This window comes from Chitinophaga sp. CF118, assembly GCF_900112615.1.
GTDB lineage: Bacteria > Bacteroidota > Bacteroidia > Chitinophagales > Chitinophagaceae > Chitinophaga.
This window is the reverse complement of record NZ_FOMK01000002.1, coordinates 312,410-330,385: the sequence shown is the minus strand read 5'-3', so window position 1 is coordinate 330,385 and position 17,976 is coordinate 312,410. Positions and strand designations below refer to the sequence as shown.

Annotated in this window: 14 protein-coding genes; 8 read left to right on the top strand and 6 right to left on the bottom strand. The window is 42.4% G+C overall.

Annotation, left to right across the window (positions count from 1 at the left end):
- Positions 1-13 precede the first annotated feature (13 nt).
- The gene (locus tag BM176_RS09605) at positions 14-1,816 is read left to right on the top strand and encodes a glycoside hydrolase family 35 protein (protein ID WP_090102242.1); all 1,803 of its coding nucleotides are present in this window, start codon (positions 14-16) and stop codon (positions 1,814-1,816) included.
- A gap of 279 nt (positions 1,817-2,095) precedes the next feature.
- On the opposite strand, the gene BM176_RS09600 is transcribed toward BM176_RS09605, so the two are convergent.
- Complete coding sequence (locus BM176_RS09600; protein ID WP_255373485.1) at positions 2,096-3,226, bottom strand: glycoside hydrolase family 88/105 protein; 1,131 nt, start codon at positions 3,224-3,226, stop codon at positions 2,096-2,098.
- Positions 3,227-3,426: 200 nt separating this feature from the next.
- Between BM176_RS09600 and BM176_RS09595 the strand changes: the two genes are divergently transcribed.
- Complete coding sequence (locus BM176_RS09595) at positions 3,427-3,867, top strand: CBS domain-containing protein (protein ID WP_090102238.1); 441 nt, start codon at positions 3,427-3,429, stop codon at positions 3,865-3,867.
- A 10-nt stretch (positions 3,868-3,877) separates the two neighbouring features.
- Here the strand turns inward: BM176_RS09595 and BM176_RS09590 are convergent, their stop codons facing one another.
- Both BM176_RS09590 and BM176_RS09585 read right to left on the bottom strand, forming a co-directional pair.
- Positions 3,878-6,298, bottom strand: a complete 2,421-nt coding sequence (locus BM176_RS09590; protein ID WP_090102236.1) for an outer membrane beta-barrel protein — start codon at positions 6,296-6,298, stop codon at positions 3,878-3,880.
- Between the two features lie 94 nt (positions 6,299-6,392).
- Positions 6,393-7,658, bottom strand: a complete 1,266-nt coding sequence (locus BM176_RS09585) for an aspartate kinase (RefSeq protein ID WP_090102233.1) — start codon at positions 7,656-7,658, stop codon at positions 6,393-6,395.
- 155 nt (positions 7,659-7,813) lie between these two features.
- Between BM176_RS09585 and fbp the strand changes: the two genes are divergently transcribed.
- From fbp to BM176_RS09560, 5 genes are all read left to right on the top strand, one after another.
- On the top strand, positions 7,814-8,824 hold the full coding sequence (fbp, locus tag BM176_RS09580; protein ID WP_090102231.1) for a class 1 fructose-bisphosphatase: 1,011 nt from the start codon (positions 7,814-7,816) through the stop codon (positions 8,822-8,824).
- Positions 8,825-8,923: 99 nt separating this feature from the next.
- Positions 8,924-9,442, top strand: coding sequence for a CAP domain-containing protein (locus BM176_RS09575; protein WP_090102230.1), 519 nt, complete (start codon positions 8,924-8,926; stop codon positions 9,440-9,442).
- 83 nt (positions 9,443-9,525) lie between these two features.
- The gene (locus BM176_RS09570; RefSeq protein ID WP_090102228.1) at positions 9,526-10,290 is read left to right on the top strand and encodes an ABC transporter ATP-binding protein; all 765 of its coding nucleotides are present in this window, start codon (positions 9,526-9,528) and stop codon (positions 10,288-10,290) included.
- A 280-nt stretch (positions 10,291-10,570) separates the two neighbouring features.
- On the top strand, positions 10,571-11,104 hold the full coding sequence (locus BM176_RS09565) for a YfiT family bacillithiol transferase (RefSeq protein ID WP_090102226.1): 534 nt from the start codon (positions 10,571-10,573) through the stop codon (positions 11,102-11,104).
- Positions 11,105-11,125: 21 nt separating this feature from the next.
- A complete protein-coding gene (locus BM176_RS09560) occupies positions 11,126-11,686 on the top strand; it encodes an NUDIX hydrolase (RefSeq protein ID WP_090102224.1) in 561 nt (186 codons plus the stop codon).
- 635 nt (positions 11,687-12,321) lie between these two features.
- Here the strand turns inward: BM176_RS09560 and BM176_RS09555 are convergent.
- The 3 genes from BM176_RS09555 to BM176_RS09545 all read right to left on the bottom strand — a co-directional run bounded on the left by BM176_RS09555 (position 12,322) and on the right by BM176_RS09545 (position 16,658).
- Positions 12,322-13,689: a bifunctional folylpolyglutamate synthase/dihydrofolate synthase gene (locus BM176_RS09555; RefSeq protein WP_255373484.1), complete on the bottom strand. Its 1,368-nt coding sequence runs from the start codon at positions 13,687-13,689 to the stop codon at positions 12,322-12,324.
- 472 nt (positions 13,690-14,161) lie between these two features.
- On the bottom strand, positions 14,162-15,634 hold the full coding sequence (locus BM176_RS09550; protein WP_143097763.1) for a DUF5723 family protein: 1,473 nt from the start codon (positions 15,632-15,634) through the stop codon (positions 14,162-14,164).
- Between the two features lie 139 nt (positions 15,635-15,773).
- Positions 15,774-16,658, bottom strand: coding sequence for a hypothetical protein (locus tag BM176_RS09545; protein WP_090102218.1), 885 nt, complete (start codon positions 16,656-16,658; stop codon positions 15,774-15,776).
- A 91-nt stretch (positions 16,659-16,749) separates the two neighbouring features.
- On the opposite strand from BM176_RS09545, the gene BM176_RS09540 reads away from it, so the two are divergent.
- Positions 16,750-17,964 carry an MFS transporter gene (locus tag BM176_RS09540; RefSeq protein WP_255373483.1) on the top strand — a complete coding sequence of 405 codons (1,215 nt, stop codon included), beginning with the start codon at positions 16,750-16,752 and terminating at the stop codon, positions 17,962-17,964.
- The last annotated feature ends 12 nt before the right edge of the window (positions 17,965-17,976 follow it).

Sequence of the window (17,976 nt, the reverse complement as noted above, 5' to 3'; positions counted from 1 at the left end):
TGTTACAGGGACAATGAGAAAAGTTATAGTCATGTGCGCAATGGCGCTGCTTTGCTGTATAGTCATGGTACAGGGGCAGGCCAAACACTCCTTTGCGCTGGGGAAATCAGAATTTTTACTGGACGGCAAACCTTACCAGATCATCAGCGGTGAAATGCATCCTGCCCGTATTCCGAAGGAATACTGGAAACACAGAATCCAGATGGCAAAGGCCATGGGTTGTAATACCATTGCTGCATATGTATTCTGGAATTATCATGAACAGGAAGCAGGACAATTCGATTTTACTACAGAAAATCGCAATATAGCTGAGTTTATTAAACTGGTGCAGGCTGAAGGGATGTGGGTGCTGTTACGCCCCGGTCCATATGTATGTGCAGAATGGGAATTTGGTGGTTTACCGCCTTACCTGCTGCGTATTCCCGATATCAAGGTGCGGTGTATGGATCCCCGTTATATGGAGGCTACAGAGCGTTACTTAAAGGCATTGTCCGAACAGGTGAAAGGACTGCAGATAACTAACGGCGGACCGATCATCATGGTACAGGTGGAAAATGAATATGGCAGCTTTGGGAATGATAAGGCCTACCTGTATAAATTGAAACAACTGTGGGAACAGGATGGTATCAATGTTCCTTTTTATACTGCTGATGGTCCTGTGGCTCCTTTGCTGGAAGCTGGCGGTGTACCGGGTGCGGCTGTGGGACTGGATTCAGGTAGCTCAGAAGGAGATTTTGCGGCTGCTAAAAAGCAGAATCCTGATGTTCCGAGTTTTAGCAGTGAGTCCTATCCCGGTTGGTTGACCCACTGGGGTGAGAAATGGGCCCGTCCTGATAAAGCAGGGATCGTGAAGGAAGTGAAATTCCTGATGGATACTAAAAGGTCTTTCAATCTCTATGTGATTCATGGTGGTACGAACTTCGGTTTTACTGCTGGTGCTAATTCCGGAGGCAAAGGTTATGAACCGGACTTAACCAGCTATGATTATGATGCTCCTATCAATGAGCAGGGGAATGCTACTGAAAAGTACATGGCATTGCGTGAACTGATCGGCTCTTACAGCAAAAAGAAATTACCTGTAATACCAGCACCGATTCCGACTATCACCATTCCGTCAATACAGTTAACACCATTCACCAGTGTATGGGAACATTTACCGGCGGCGGTTGCTTCCGTACAGCCGAAAACGTTTGAGGCATACGGACAGGACTATGGCTTTATGGTGTATAAAACAGTGTTGATAGGTCATAAAAGCGGTAAACTGGATATCACTTCCTTACACGACTATGGTACTGTATTCCTGAATGGACAATATGTGGGTAAGATAGATCGTCGTCTCGGTGAACATAGTATTGAATTGCCAAAGACAGATGTGAAAGATCCTGTACTGGAAATATTAGTGGAAGGTTTGGGCCGAATCAACTTTGCGCAGGAACTAATAGATCGTAAGGGTATCACTGACAGGGTTACACTGAATGGAATGATCCTGATGAACTGGGAAGTCTATGGCTTGCCAATGAAGAATGATTTTGTTCAACAGTTGACGGCCAGTGATAAAACCAACAGACCCGGGCAGTTCTTTAAAGGAACGTTCTCCCTGGCAACTACAGGAGATACTTATTTAGATCTTTCTGCCTTTAAAAAGGGTTTGGTATGGGTAAATGGTCATAACCTGGGAAGGTATTGGGAAATAGGCCCGCAGAAACGTTTGTATTGCCCTGCTACCTGGTTGAACAAAGGTGCTAATGAAATTGTAGTGTTTGATCTGCATCAGCTGGATGCGGCAACCGTGACAGGGGAGAAGACGTTAGAGTAGGGGATATCACAGGAACTATTTAAAAGAGAGCGGGACCTTAAAATGCACAATAGGCATTTTAAGGTCCCGCTCTCTTTTAAGTAGTATTAATTAGTTAGAAATTCTCGCTACAAACCCTTCACCTTCCGTCATTTTAATAGTAATGGAAGACTGCTTATCTAAAGAAGTACAATCCTTCGTATTCTGGTTGACATTGATACAGCCTTTTCAGCACAATACATAAGTCTAATCTTCTTAAAATCGTCATCAGTACCGGAATTTATAGGTTATTTTCTTTTATTAATTGGCCAGTAATGCTGCAGCACACCAGAGTATAGCTGCCTGGCCATGCAGATCGCCTGTTAGACGACGACGGTCTAAATAATATTGTTTATTGTTTTTCTTGCCAGTGTTTTCACATACTTCTTTTATATCACCGGCTTCATTGATATATTTTACCAGGGAAATCCATGTGTTTTTAGCAATGGGACCGTATTCTTTTTCGTCCAGCCAGCCTTTCTTCACGCCTACTATCATCGCAAAAGTGAACATACCAGTAGCGGATGTTTCTACCCATGCATCGGGTTCGTCGATCAGCTCATGCCACATGTAGCCTTTATCCTGGTATGGTTTGATGCCGGCCATCAATTTTTTATAACTATCCAGGATTCGTGACCTGTTTGGATTATCCAGTGGTAGTTCGCTCAATAATTCGGTCATACCAGCGGCAGCCAATCCATTTCCTCTGCCCCAGAAGAAGGGAGCATCCTGTGCATGGTAAAAAAGACCATTGGGCTGTTGTAAAGCATCCAGGTAGGCCACCATTTCCCTTGCAGCGTTCTCTACATATTTCTTATTGGCAGTGGCACGGAAAGCCTGTACCTGCAGGAGGGTGATCATATACATATCATCCACCCACATGCGGGTTTGCCAGGACAGCCCCATAGTGCTGTATTTCTGTTGTTCCGGACGCAGACTTTCAGGAAGATCCCATTGCTGGTCGGCAAATGGCTGACCCAGGGAAAGGTACCTGTTCTGGTTGGTTCGCATATATAATTCTATGGGAACGGCACCAAAAACGCTATGCTCTATATTGTCAGCTTTGGGCACCAGGCTTTCTGATTGCGCCATCAGCGGATCAAATCTACCCACTAATTTTTCCAGGAGGTCTTTGTTCTTTGTGGCCCGTGCAACCTGAAATGCGCCGTACCAGGTGCATACTTCCGGATAAATGATACTTTCAGCAGGGGTGGAAGCTCCGAAACTGGCAAATTGGGAGCCGGTATAGTGATTTGCCACATATGTACCGATCGCAGCAGGATCTGTACCAAGTGGCCAGTCCCTGAATATTTTTTGTGCTTTTACAGCTCCGAAAGGAAGCATAAGCGCGATGGTGGCAGATATCACAGATTTCATTGTCCAATTATTCATACTCATGAAAGGATTTAGGGAGTCTATAGTGCACGTTTTTTTGTAAACTATCGCGTAAAGTAATATATAAAAAGACGTTATGCAAGATTTCTGAAGGAATTTTATGAGGATTTAAGATAGGGTTTCTCCTTTTTTATCTGATTTTAAAATCTTAACTTAGGAAATACGGTTTATTATTCTTCACTTTTAAAGACCTCGTTATGGGAACAGTACGTGATATACTGCAGGTTAAGGGCCATGCCGTTTACTCCGTCCATCCGGACAACACCGTTTTTGAAGCATTAAGTGTTTTAGTGGAAAAAAATGTGGGAGCACTGATCGTATTAAATGATCAGGACCAGGTAGTAGGCATTTTTTCGGAACGTGACTATGCACGTAAGGTTATCGTAAAAGGCCGGGCCTCCAAAGATACCCGGATCATTGAGGTCATGACAGAAGACCCCTTCACTGTAACAGAAAATGATTCCATTGAAGATTGTATGGTAAAAATGACGGACAAACATATCCGCCATTTACCAGTTACAGACGAACGCAACCGTTTGCTCGGCATGATTTCTATCGGAGATGTGGTAAAGAATATCATTGATGAGCAACGTTATATTATCAATAATCTTGAGGGATATATAAAAGGTACCCGCTGATTAATTACGTTTAACCACCAGTTCTTTTCTGCTCTTCAGAGGTACCTGTCTGCCTTTCCCTTGCACCTTTTACAGCACTGTTTCCAAAATTCCAGGTAACAGTGAAGTTGACTGTCCTGCTCTGCCAGCGGTTGTTAATTTTGATGTCCAGATTATCGTTTTTCGATGTTCCTCTGAACTGGTCGCCCTTAAAGATATCAGATACATTCACTTTAAAAACGGCCCGCTTGCTGAACATGCTTTTTTGTACCCCTGCGCCCACAGCATAAGAAGATCGGCCTTTGAAAATTCCCCATACAAATGGAGATTCATAGTAACCGTTTAGTTCCAGTTTCCAGTTGGCCGGAAGCGTAAATGTATGGGTAGACTGGTAATTAACACCTATCATGGAACTACCCAGATTTATTGATGTGTCTTTTATATTAAAAGTGTTGTAATTCAGGCTGATGTTATTAGTAATGTTCCACCATTTGAAAGGATCCAGTGGAAGCGTAATATTCATATAATAGCTGTTGCTACGCTCAAAGTTTTTCTCATAACTGGTCATTCTTTTGGTGATAGTATCCTGTTCAAGGTATTCCAGTATTACATTGTTTGTAAGACTATATCCCATTGCCACAATATACTTTTGTTTATAGGTGTAACTCAGTTCTGTAGTGTGGGTGTATTCCGGATTGAGAAAAGGATTGCCTTTCCCGAAATTATACTTGTCAATATAATAAATAAAGGGATTCAGATCATCGTAGTCCGGCCTGAAAATCCGTTTAGAATATGAGATGCCAAGCTTATGAGATTCGTTGAAAGTATGATCTGCGGACAGGCTGGGGAAAAAATTCAGATAGTTCCTTTTCATACGGGTTTGCATGGTGACAGAATTCCCGTCTGATTCTGTTTGTTCCATACGAAGGCCCGCCTGAAGATCCGTTCCTTTAATCTGCTTTTTCAGCATAAAGTATGCAGCAAGCACATTTTCCTTATAAATGAAACGATTACTCTGGGTTAAAGCGGGTTCGTATTTCTCCTGTATCAGTGAATCATATTTCAGGTCATTATCCGTAGTAACAAAACTACCTTTCAATCCTGTTTCCAGTTTAAACGTTTTAGTAAAAGGCAAAACGAGATCTGCTTTAATACTTTTTATCGTCAGATCAGTTACAGTATTGTTACGGATAGCATGCGGACTGGTGTATGAAGGGTCGTTTGTATGAAACATATCATCATTGAGATGTATGTTCCGTTTAAAATAAAACTTTGCGATATCAGCATCCATACTTATCTCAGTACCTATAGTATCGAGCTGCCCCTTGTAATTCAGGTTAACAGTAGTATTATTAAAATGATTATCATTCGTGGTAAAGCTGTTCGATATTGAATCGATGACCGGACTTCCCTGGTTGCTTATTTTCGTAGCACTTGTGGAACGGTTCTGGAAACCATTGTTAAATCCGTTTACCAGCACACCTACTGTATGTTTGGGAGTGATAAAATAATCTAGTCCAACTTTATAGTTATTACTGATAAAATGTCTTTTGTCGAACACTGCAGAATTGAAAGTTTGTGGTATTTCTCCCCCAATATTTCTTATCAGGGTCCTGTCCCGGAAAAACTGTCTGTCATTGTGATTATAATTACCAAAAAGGTTGAATTTTTCAGTGCGCCAGTTCACTGTTGTTCCGGCATTATAAAAAGGGTAACGGCCTTTACCTGCACCGGCTGTAACAGAACCATTGAATCCTGTAACTACTCCTTTTTTAGTTTTGATATTGATGATACCGTTATTGCCTGCGGCATCGTATTTGGCAGAAGGACTGGTAATGATTTCAATCTGGGAAATTGTTTCTGCCGGCATACTTTTGAGCAGGTTGGCCAGCTGGTCTCCTGAAAGATAAGTGAGTTTCCCATCCAGCATTACGGTAACCCCCTGTTTGCCTTTTACAAGCACATTGTCGTCCTGGTCTATCTGTACCCCTGGTGCTCTTTTCAGAATATCCAGAGCGGTACCACCGGCAGCGGCTACGCTGCTTTCCACGTTTATTACAGTAGCGCCATTCTTTCTTTCGATGAAAGGTTTCTGTGCAGATACGGTAACCCCCTGAAGGCTTTTAGATGCCTGTTGTAGTGTGAGCGGTCCAAGCTGGATCTGTTTATGGTTAGCATCAACGGAAAAGTCTGGAGTGGTTGCTGAGCCAAAGCCCATAAGGGATGCCTGGATGAAATAACGGCCATCGTTGATTTTATCAAAGTTGGAGGCTCCTGCAGCATCAGTCAGTTCTCCTTTTACAAGCACAGAATCTTTAGTCTGTTTTAACAGAACAGTGGTATATGGAAGAGGGTGTCCATTTGAGTCGGTTATTTTTATACTAATTTTTTGGGCATACGTGCTACTCGCGCATATGAGTGCAAGCAGTACGAATAGGATTATTTTGTTCATAAAGCAATCGTTCAATGAGTTAAAAGTTGGGACCTGTTGGTTACTCTTATCTCAAAGACGAACTTATAAAAAAAGGTTGCAGGGAGAATGCAAATTATTTTAAAAGGCGTTGAATAGTGATCAGCGAGCGTTGCTCCAATAATACTGTCCGGTCTTTACTTAATTCTTCCAGTAATCCGTCTTTATTATAACGAACGGTGAGCAGTTCCAGACCTTCGAAATAAGCAATTTTAAAGTCATTATGCAGAGCTTTCATGAGCAGTTCTATTTTTTCCGGGCTGTTATCAATACAGCAGGAAAAGCTAATGGCGGCATTCTGCATCAGGTTGATCTTTATCTTGAGCTTGTGGAACATTTCATAGATATCGCTGATCCTGTCTTCAGTAATGAAAGAGAAATCTCTTGAGGTGATGGTGAGCAATACCTGGTTCTTTTTCAGTACGATGATAGGAGGTAATTGTTTTACGTCTATATCTTCCCGGATCACCGTTCCTGGCAAATCTTTATTTAGGAAACTCTTTACATATAGTGGGATCTGCTTGTTATGGAGCGGTTTGATGGTTTTTGGATGGATTACCTGTGCTCCATAATAGGCCATTTCTATCACTTCACTGAAGCTGATCTCCGGAATATTGATAGTATTGGGAAACAGTTTCGGGTCTGCATTTTTCAGTCCTTCCACATCTTTCCAGATGGTTTGGCTCTCGGCATTCAGGAGGTTGGCAAATACGGCGGCGGAGTAATCACTGCCTTCCCTGCCCAGGGTTACGCTTTCATTCTGGTCTGTACTGCCAATAAAGCCCTGGGTGATCACGATGTTGGTACTTTTGAAAAGGGGAAGTACTTTCTCGTTCACCTGGGTCTGGGTTACTTCCCAGTCGATGTTCGCATCCCGGAAGGTATCGTCCGTACGGAATACGTCACGTACATCCAGCCAGGTATTGGCAACGCCAGCGAGGCTAAAGTAGGCACTCATGATGGCGGTACTCAGGAGTTCACCCAGGCTTACCAGCTGATCGTAGTAGTAATCGTACTGGCGTATGGGCTTTTCGCCTAAGGTCCATTCTGCCTCTGTAAAGAATTCCTGTAATTGGTTAAATACGGGATTATCCCGGTTTCCCAGGAGTTTTTCCGCTATTTCCAGGTGCTGTTGTTCTATATTATGTAGCAGCTGGGCTGCTATTTCGCGTTTGCGGAGGAAAAAACTCTGGGCTACTTTCTCCAGCTCATTGGTGGTTTTTCCCATAGCAGAGATCACAATAAGCAGTTGCTGGTCGGGAAATGACTGTATAATTGCTGCTACCTGCTGGATGCGTTCAATACTTTCTAAACTTGCACCGCCAAATTTGAAAACCTTCATATGAAATAAACTTCCGTTAAAAAAATACGGAGCAAAGTAAGTTAACTTTAAATTCGTTTTAAAATTTGTTTATAATAAAATGACAGTTCCATTAAAATAACCTGATTTCCGGTAAATTAGCCTACGATTCCATTTAGAAAACTAATCCATTATATATGAATAATAAACGAAGAGTAATGACATTGGATGAATTCACCATCCAGGAGTTAAGAAATTATCCTGGTGCCACAGGTCAGTTGTCAGGTTTATTGCGTGACATCGGGCTTGCTGCCAAGAGAGTAAATGTTGAAGTCAATAAGGCTGGCATAGCTGATATTCTTGGTGAAGCCGGCAGGATCAATGTACAGGGAGAATCGGTGAAGAAGCTGGATGAGTTTGCAAATGATCAGTTTATCGGTTCCCTGCAAAGCAGTATTTATTGTTGCGGGGTAGCGTCTGAAGAAAATGAAGAATTTATAGCTTTTGATGATGAGCATTCCCGTAATTCCAAGTACGTAGTATTGTTAGATCCTCTGGATGGTTCGGGAAATATCGATGTGAATGTTTCAATTGGTACCATCTTTTCCGTTTATAAACGACTGACACCCACAGGTAGCCCGTGCGAACTGGAAGATTTCCTGCAGCCTGGTTACGTACAGATTGCAGCAGGTTATATTATATATGGTTCTTCTACTATGTTGGTATATGCTACCCGGCGTAGTGTGCAGGGTTTTACACTGGATCCGTCTATCGGGGAGTTCTGTTTGTCGCATCCTAACCTGAAATGCCCCACAGAAAGTGATATTTTCTCAGTAAACATTGGTTATTACCACTTATATGAAGAAAAAGTGCGTAAGGCTATCGATTATTTCCTGGCAAAAGACGAACATGATAAGATCTACCGTCACCGTTTTGTTGGTTGTATGGTGGCAGAAGTACATCGTACGCTGATCCAGGGGGGAATTTTCATGTATCCTTCCTTTGGAAAATATGCAGGGGGACGTTTGCGTTTATGTTATGAATGCAATCCGATGTCCTTCATCATGGAAAAAGCAGGTGGTGCGGCTATGGCAACCGGGCGTCAGCGCCTGCTGGAGCTGAAGCCATCCAAATTACACCAGCGTGTACCTGTATTCCTGGGCTCTAAAAACATGATGGATGTATGGCAGCGGATCGTAAATAGTTAGGCTGAAAAAACATATTATAGGTTTTTGGTATGACTCTTGCTAAACTTGTAGTAGAAGTTTCAGTCTAATATTAATTATTTATTATCTATCAAACATTCTATGACACGCAAGTTTTCTTTTTTTGTACTAACCTGTTTTGTGGCTTTACACCTAATGGCCTGTAGTCGTGCTGCCACACCGGCAGGTTCTGCTGCTGGTCCTGGTCATGGTGCTGCTGCTGGTACCGGATCGGAAGTATCGGGTTCCATGAATGACCAGATCCTTTATTACACTAACAAGTTTCGTGCATCCAAAGGGCTGCCTCCTTTAAAACAGGAGATTAATTGCAAGCTGCTGGCAGAAAAACATAGCCAGGATATGGCATCTGGCAAGACCGGCTTTGGCCATGATGGTTTTGAAGTACGTGCCGCTGCAATTAGCAAAGTGCTGGGAGGAGCGTCAGGGGCTGCGGAAAATGTAGCTTATGGCACACTGGATGCCAAAGGAGTAGTAGATGGATGGATTAATAGTCCTGGTCACCGTAAGAATATGCTGGGTGATTTCAACCTGATAGGTATCGGTTATGCCCAGGGAAAAGGAAGGATCATCTATTTCACACAATTGTTTATTAAGCACTAGAAAATTATAATAAGAGAGCCGGCTCCATAGGGGGCCGGCTTTTTTTTGTCTACTTCTTTCGGTGTTTTATGTAATTTAGTTCTATGGAAAAGAGGAAGATTATCGAAGTCCGGGATCTGGTAAAGAAATATGGAGATTTTACGGCAGTTAAGGGCATTAGCTTTGATGTATATGAAAATGAGATCTTCGGCCTGCTGGGGCCTAACGGTGCAGGGAAATCCACTACACTGGAAATCATCGAAACATTAAGGGATAAAACCTCCGGACAGGTAATCGTGGACGGGATAGATCTTGACAAGGATCCGGAAGCCATTAAGAAACTGATTGGGGTGCAACTGCAAAGCTCGGGTTATTATCCCGGCTTAAACCTCACAGAACTGATAGACCTTTTCTGCGGATTGTATAACCAAAAGGCAGATGCAAAGGAACTCTTAGCCGTTTTCAACCTTGAAGATAAAGCTAAAGCAAAGTTCAAAGAACTGTCCGGTGGACAGAAACAACGTTTTTCTATCGCTACAACACTTATCAATAAACCAAAGATCATTTTCCTGGATGAACCTACTACCGGTCTTGATCCACAGGCTCGTCGTAATCTGTGGGACCTGATTCAGCAGGTACGTTCCCAGGGAACTACTGTAGTGATCACCACCCACTATATGGACGAGGCTGAGTTTTTATGTGATCGCTGTGCGATTGTAGAAGGAGGGAAAATCATTGCACTGGATTCTCCGGATACGCTGATCGATCAACTGGTGGCTGGTGGCTTTGAGAGAACGAAGGAGGTAAAGAAAGCCAACCTTGAAGATGTATTCATTCATCTTACGGGAAAAGAACTTAGAGAAAATTAATCAAAGGCTTTGAGAAAACGAAGGAGGTAAAGAAAGCCAACCTTGAAGATGTATTCATTCATCTTACGGGAAAAGAACTTAGAGAAAATTAATCGAAGGCTTTGAGAGAACGAAGGAGGTGAAGAAAGCCAACCTTGAAGAGGTATTCATTCATCTTACCGGAAAAGAACTTAGAGAAAATCAATCGAAGGCCTTGAGAGAACGAAGGAGGCGAAGAAAGCCAATCTTAAAGAGGTATTCATTTATCTTACAGGAAAAGAACTTAGAGAAAATTAATCATATGGACCTGGAACAACTAAAATATCCGATTGGACGCTTCTCTGCACCTGAAAATATTTCAGCTGCGCAACTGAAAAATTATATCAACGATATTCGATATTTACCTACGCTGGTAGAATTGGCAGTACAGAACCTGGACAGCCATCAACTGGAAACACCTTACCGGCCCGATGGCTGGACTGTTATCCAGTTGGTACATCATATTGCTGACAGTCACATGAATGCCTATACACGCTTTAAACTGGCACTGACAGAAGTAAATCCAACCATCAAACCTTACGAAGAACAATTATGGGCAGAATTGCCGGATGTGGCAAACACACCTATTAATATATCCATCACCTTACTGCATGCATTGCATACACGCTGGGTAAATTTGCTTGATCATTTGCCGGAAGTTGCCTGGGAACGTACGTTTACCCATCCTGCCAATAATAAAACATCTTCGCTGAGAGTCGCTGCCGGCACCTATGCCTGGCATGGCAGACACCATGTAGCACATATCGAAAAGTTAAAGGAACGTAACAACTGGTAATACTTCATCAAACTGGAAAATATGTCATCATTAGATTGGAAAACACTTGATTCGGAATACCTTTTCAGAGATAATTGGTTAACAGCCCGCCGGGATAAATGTATCACTCCAAAGGGAAAGATTGTTGAACCCTACTATGTGCTGGAATATGCTGATTGGGTAAACTGTGTGGCTATTGCAGATGATGGCCGTGTGATCATGATAAGGCAGTACCGTCACGGACTGGGTAAAACAATCCTGGAAATTCCGGGTGGAACAATGGATAAAACAGATCCTTCACCGGAATTTGCGATGCAGAGAGAACTTCTGGAAGAGACAGGTTACGCTTTCGATAAGCTGATTCCTCTTGGGGCTGTAGCACCTAATCCTGCTTCCAGTAATAACCTCACTCATATGTTCCTGGCAACAGGTGGAAAAAAAATACAGGAACAGCACCTGGATGATAATGAAGAAATAGAAGTTGTACTGATGGAAATGGAAGATGTGGAACAATTGCTGAAAGATAATCAGCTGTTGCAAAGCCTGCATGTCACCTGCCTGTTTTATTCATTGCTGAAACTAAAAGAATTGCAGATCCTCTAGTGATTAATCCATCGAGGGGACGCCCCCTTGATTTTAGTCGGCAACTTAGTCCTTAATTCTATTTATGAATTATTCATTTTTAAAGACTTAGTAACTGGTTGTACAGAAAATAATATTCATAATGAAATATAAAAAGAGGGTGTACTTCAACGTAAGTGAAGTACACCCTCTTTTTTCTGAAAATATATTCCAAATGATTGTAAATCAGTTGATTTTAAAAACAGGTTAACACAACGTTTTCTGCCCGGATTTAGAAACTTTCATACTCATTTGTGAACGATTTTACCTCCACAGGTATTATCAACCCATCATAATTCAGAAACTTTCATTTGTGAACGATTTTACCTCCACAGGTATTATCAATCCACCATAATTCAGAAACTTTCATTTGTGAACGATTTTACCTCCACAGGTATTATCAACCGATCATAATTTAGGGACTTTCATACTCATTTGTGAACGATTTTACTTCCACAGGTATTATCAACCCATCATAATTTAGAGACTTTCATACTCATTTGTGAACCCGTTCATATAGGTTTTATTTCAAATCCCTGATGGAGACGATAGCTGTTTAAGCGACTTCAAGCCCTTTATTTATTTTTGATCTATCCTCCTTAGAAAAAAATCAGGAATTACATTACTTCTGCTACTATAAAGAAACTTCCGCATACCAGCACCACATCTTCTTCATGGGCATTTTGTTTCGCGGTCATGAAAGCCTGCTGCACGGAAGAATAGGTATGTCCCCGTAATCCTTTGGTACCAGCCATTTCAGCGAGAATTTTTTCATCAAGCGCCCGTGGAATCTGTGATTTACAAAAGTAATAGGTTGCAGAAGATGGAAGAATAGACAATACTTTATCAACTTCTTTATCCTTTACAAAGCCCGTTACTATATGCAGATGCCGATATACCATATGGCGTAGCTGCTCCACAATTTCTGTGATGCCTGCTTCATTATGACCTACATCGAGAATGGTAAGCGGTTTTTTATCAATAATATCCCAGCGGCCCCGCAGTCCTGTAATCTTCTTCACGTGTGAGAGTGCCTCTGCCACAACTGCATCTGGTAATTTCCAATCGCCCTGCTGTAATACCTTTACGGCACTCAGTACCCCCATGATATTCTTGATCTGGTATTGTCCGTAGAGATCCAGCGTAAGGCGTTTCATTTCACCTCCTTTATGTGGAAGGAAGCCCAGTTTCAGATGACCGGCAGTTAATTCATTTTCCTGCATAAGCCATTCCTGGTCAGCGAAGTGAATGGGTGCATGAAGGGATGCTGCTTTCTCCCTGAAAATTTCGGCTATTTCAGATTGTGTTTGGGATATCACTACCGGAATTCCTGCTTTGATAATCCCTGCTTTTTCTGTTGCAATTTCCGGCAGGGTATTACCGAGTATATTCATATGATCGTAGCTGATGTTAGTGATCACAGACAGCTCGGGGGTAATGATGTTGGTACTGTCCAGTCGTCCTCCCAGTCCCACTTCTATGATAGCGATATCGACCTGTTCCAGTGCAAAATACTGGAAAGCCATTGCTACGGTAAGTTCGAAAAAGGAAGGGTCCAGCGCCTCTATGGAAGGCTGCATTTGTTGCACGAATTCCGTCACAAAAGTGGTGGGTACCATCTCTCCGTTTATTCTTATCCGTTCGCGGAAATCTGTCAGGTGAGGAGAGGTGTATAATCCCGTTTTATAACCCGCCTGCTGGAAAATAGCTGCCAGCATATGGCTGGTAGAGCCTTTACCATTAGTACCGGCAATATGTATTGATTTGAACTTATGCTGAGGGTTGCCCAGCCGTTCACATAATTCGATGGTATTGTGAAGGTCTTTTCTGAAAGCAGCAGCACCCACGCGGGTAAACATGGGTAATCGCTCGTACAGGTAGTCCAGCGTTTGTTGATAGTCCATATACTTTGAATGCAGAACAAATATAAGGGAGAAAATCGGGCTGTCCCAAATGACCTGTAACCATTTCAACGAACGCAGCATCGGCCATGTTTAAGTTTTTTTATTACTGCCCCCAAAGAGCTGTTGTCATTTTAACCTGCGAAATGAACTATATCTTGTCCATGAATCTACATGAGCAGTGGGCATAAATAACATAGCCAGACAGAAGGGTTACAACTATATAACAATTAGATATAGACTTTCAGAAAAAAACTACAGGGAGTTGAACTAAAAAGGGGGAGAAAGATTGTTAATGATCAATAAATGCACCTTATCTGCCGTGATGCTTAGGTAAAGTATATTAAAGATCAAATCTAAAATCTTATTCCCAGGTTAAATTAAGAAACAGAACAGGCAGATGCAGTGTATTTATTGATCATTAACAATCGTAATAAAATCTTATTCCCAGGTTAAATTAAGAAACAGAACAGGCAGAAGTAGTGTATTTATTGCATATAAACAAAGAGGGCGCATCAAGAAAATGATACGCCCTCTTTTATTGTATATAAATTTCTTAGAACTGTGCAGCAGGACAGCCCAGTTTGGTTTTACCGAAGTTGATAGGAACGATGCGCAGTGCAATAAATCCATCCATCCGGTTCTTGTTTTTCTGGAACAGGTTGGATAAGAGGGTAGAGGAGCCAATAACCAGTGGTCCGGCACGGAAACCCACACCAGCATCAAACTGGCCATGTGCATTTATTTCCAGCGGCAGGTAGGCCCCAAAGTGTTGGCCATCTATGCGTGGCGTAACCTGCAATTGTGTCATCGCGTACGTTTTGCTAGGATCTGATTTACCAGAAGTTAATGCCATTACACTTTTTGCATTCACAAAGATGCGACCATCCACATTATAATCAAACATGATGTTCAGTGCAGCCGGCGTATTCATGGTAAATTTATCACTAGAGGCAATAGGCGTAAAATAATTGCTTACGCGGCGGTAGTATTGTTGCCAGCCTTCACCTTTGTTTTTTTCAATATCCCTGGGATCAATACCTGTGGTACGGAGGTCTAAGTCTTTACTGTTAGGATTCTTTTTGTAGGTGATTCCTCCCAGGTCTGTGATAGAAATGCCTAAGCGCATTTTATAATCATCTGCCTCCGGATTCCACTGATCATTATCATATCCCTGTAATCCGTCCATTTCTTCCCTCCATTCGTATACAAAGCCCAGGTCCATACCAAAGCCAAGGTTACCGAACATTTTATAGTTGCTCATCGTTGGCTTTTCCCAGTTGTTGATACCTTCGCTGTAGGCTGCTTTAAGCGTACCGCGGGTAATATCCGCATCGGTTCTGGAGCGCATAACAAAGCTTGCACCTTCTACCTGTGCATAGCCGGCCGCAATACCGGACAACAGTTTAAGGGTAACACCCCCTTTGAGGCGATGCTCACCATCATCCTTGATCACAGAGGCGTAAGTAAAGCCAAATTCATTCCACCAGTGGAAGCTGCCATTAGCCAGTTCCATATCATAATTCTTACCTACCAGGTTCGGATTTGGAAAGTCGAGACCAAAGAAATTGGCAACGTCTGTCGTTACATTTCCGCCATTCGCATTTGCACGTACTCTCCAGGTGAAAGCAATTGATCGAAATTCGTCAATGGAGTACAATACAGATGGCATCATTACGTCCACATTTCCCCAGGCAAACTGTTTCCCTGTAGCAGCAGTGTCCAGAAAATAATCCCTGTTACGTTTCAATTGCGATGCTGAATCCGGCGGATGTAAAATAACTGAGCGGGGAGCACGTACGTATGTATTACCAATGTATGCATTCACACCACCAATATTCACATCCCATTTATAATGGGTGGCTGCTGCAGATGCAGGATTGGAAGGAACGCCGTGAATACCGGCATAGTTGCTGTTGGAATATCCTCCAAAGGGCAATTGTGCCTGCGCTTTGTTGGTTAGCAGTAAAGACATGGTAATAATACACAGGCATCCTGTGGTTCTTAAAAGCATTTCTCTAAAAAGCATAACTCTATTTAGTTGGCAATTCGGTTTCTCCCCCTTATAACGCAAAATTATGCCAGATATTGGCAGACGCTACAAAAGAAAACAGGAAAAGGCGTGAACCTTTTCCTGTGCAAATATATTGTAATATATTTAATATATATTATTGGACTTTAAAATAAAATCTAATGAGTGCATACTGCACTTCGGGAGCGTCGGCGTTTACACTGTATTTAAGCTCTCTGGCAGCCTTTTTAGCGATTTCTATCAGGCGGGAATTATTGAGAGTGGAACCTCTCAGGGAATGTGTTGCTTCAATTACGTTTCCTTGTCTGTCAACTTTAATATTAACAGCGATATAACCGGATTCATCTCCGTCGTAAGTGAGTGAAGGACGACTTAACAGGGAACGTCCGTTCAGGCGGAAATCAGATTTGCCACCACCTAAACCACTGCCGTTATAACCACCGGCGTTAGGATCACCATTAATCTGACCACGGTCACCAGGCTTACCTGTATTACCTTCTCCGGTAGAAGTATTAGAACCGTTTGCACTGTTACCACTGGCACTATTGCTGGAAGTTCCTCCCGTGAAAACCGCTTTTGGCTTTGGTGCAGGAGGTACTGGTGCAGGCGGATTCTCAGACGTTTTTTTAGGCGTCTTTGCCGGTTTGGTATCTATATTCTTTGGAAATTCTTTGGGGGGCTCAACAGGTTTTGTTGGCTTGGTAACTTCAGGTGCATCTTCTTCATCCTGGGTAGCAATATCCTGCTGAGGAGAATTGTCTTTCGCTGCTGCAGGCTCCGTTTGCGGTGTGGAAGCACTGGCTGCACCACTGCTGGGAGGATTGGGATTGAGTGGTTGTTCATCACCCATCCCTTCATCAGAAGTACCTAAATTCACTTCCATACCCAGATCCTGATCCGGTAATGGGGGCGGTGCAGTGAACGCTACAAGGAACAGTACTACTAACACCAAAGCGTGTACGGCAATGGTAACCCCCACTGCTTTTATATGTTTATCGGTATTGTTCTCTTTATTCTGCATACTCCAAAAATAAGATTAATTTTTTAATGTATGAGATCAGAGAACAACAGATCGAAATTTCTTTACATTTGTGATCTTAAAAATTAATCTCTTGTTAGCTCTCTATAAAAAAGCCTATTCCGGACTATCGCCGTCTATATGGTTGTTATCGGTAGTATTATTAATAAATCGTAGCGGAGCTATGGTGATACCGTTTATGACGGTATATCTTACTCAACGCCTTCACTTCAGCGTGGAACAGGCGGGTTTTGTAATGGCTTGTTTCGGCGTAGGTTCTGTGATTGGTGCGTTTGCAGGAGGCCGGTTGTCCGACAGGATAGGTTTTTACAGTGTGCAGTTCTGGAGTTTACTCCTGCAGGGATTTTTATTAATCTTACTGGGGCAGATGCAAACATTAGTGCAGATCAGCGTCTGTATTTTTGTGCTGAGCTGTGTGGGAGAGGCTTTCAGACCGGCTAACTCGGCGGCTATTGTACATTACAGCAGCATTGAAAACCGTACCCGCTCTTATTCCCTGGCCAGACTGGCTGTAAATCTTGGATGGTCTGTAGGACCGGCTTTGGGTGGAATCCTGGCCAGTTACAGTTATGACTTATTGTTCTGGGCAGATGGTTGTACCAGTATTATAGCCATACTTATCATGCGGTTTTTTCTGCCTCCCGTGAGGAAATCAAAAGAAGAAAAGAAAGAAGCTGCTATAAAAATAAAGGACAGCAGCAGCGTATATAAGGATGGACTTTATCTGGCTTTCATTGGATTGGTGACTGTATTTGCGATCGGTTTTTTCCAGTTGTCTACAATGGTTCCGCTTTACATGGCCAGCATACTGCATATGAATGAAGCGCATATTGGTATAACGATAGGAACAAACGGGCTGATTATTGCTCTTATAGAAATGGTGTTGATTTATCAGTTGGAAGGACGGAAACATGGCATGCAGTTTATTATTTTCGGAGTAATACTTGGAGGACTTTCTTTCGTTAGTTTCAATTTGTTGCCAGGTATACTTGCACCTTCAATAATCTTTATACTTTTATTCACGGTAGGGGAAATGTTCAGCATTCCTTTTATGACTTCTTTCTCTATCAGCAGGAGCGGAGAACATAACCGCGGACAATATGCGGCGTTATATACTATTGCGTATTCAATTTGTACAATCGTAGCTCCGTCACTGGGAGGTTATATGGTAGAACATTATGGATTTACTATCTGGTGGTATATCACTGCCGGTACCTGTATTGCTACGGGAGCCGGATTTTATATGTTGTATAAGAAACTTACAGAGGGCCAGCTAAAAGCAAAATGAAACCAATAGGAA

Coding starts and splice junctions, on each gene's coding strand:
- BM176_RS09585 (WP_090102233.1), bottom strand. CDS start 7,658: ATGAAGGTTTTCAAATTTGGCGGTGCAAGTTTAGAAAGTATTGAACGC.
- BM176_RS09595 (WP_090102238.1), top strand. CDS start 3,427: ATGGGAACAGTACGTGATATACTGCAGGTTAAGGGCCATGCCGTTTAC.
- BM176_RS09570 (WP_090102228.1), top strand. CDS start 9,526: ATGGAAAAGAGGAAGATTATCGAAGTCCGGGATCTGGTAAAGAAATAT.
- BM176_RS09575 (WP_090102230.1), top strand. CDS start 8,924: ATGACACGCAAGTTTTCTTTTTTTGTACTAACCTGTTTTGTGGCTTTA.
- BM176_RS09605 (WP_090102242.1), top strand. CDS start 14: ATGAGAAAAGTTATAGTCATGTGCGCAATGGCGCTGCTTTGCTGTATA.
- BM176_RS09560 (WP_090102224.1), top strand. CDS start 11,126: ATGTCATCATTAGATTGGAAAACACTTGATTCGGAATACCTTTTCAGA.
- BM176_RS09590 (WP_090102236.1), bottom strand. CDS start 6,298: ATGAACAAAATAATCCTATTCGTACTGCTTGCACTCATATGCGCGAGT.
- BM176_RS09600 (WP_255373485.1), bottom strand. CDS start 3,226: ATGAATAATTGGACAATGAAATCTGTGATATCTGCCACCATCGCGCTT.
- BM176_RS09565 (WP_090102226.1), top strand. CDS start 10,571: ATGGACCTGGAACAACTAAAATATCCGATTGGACGCTTCTCTGCACCT.
- BM176_RS09545 (WP_090102218.1), bottom strand. CDS start 16,658: ATGCAGAATAAAGAGAACAATACCGATAAACATATAAAAGCAGTGGGG.
- fbp (WP_090102231.1), top strand. CDS start 7,814: ATGAATAATAAACGAAGAGTAATGACATTGGATGAATTCACCATCCAG.
- BM176_RS09555 (WP_255373484.1), bottom strand. CDS start 13,689: ATGCTGCGTTCGTTGAAATGGTTACAGGTCATTTGGGACAGCCCGATT.
- BM176_RS09550 (WP_143097763.1), bottom strand. CDS start 15,634: ATGCTTTTTAGAGAAATGCTTTTAAGAACCACAGGATGCCTGTGTATT.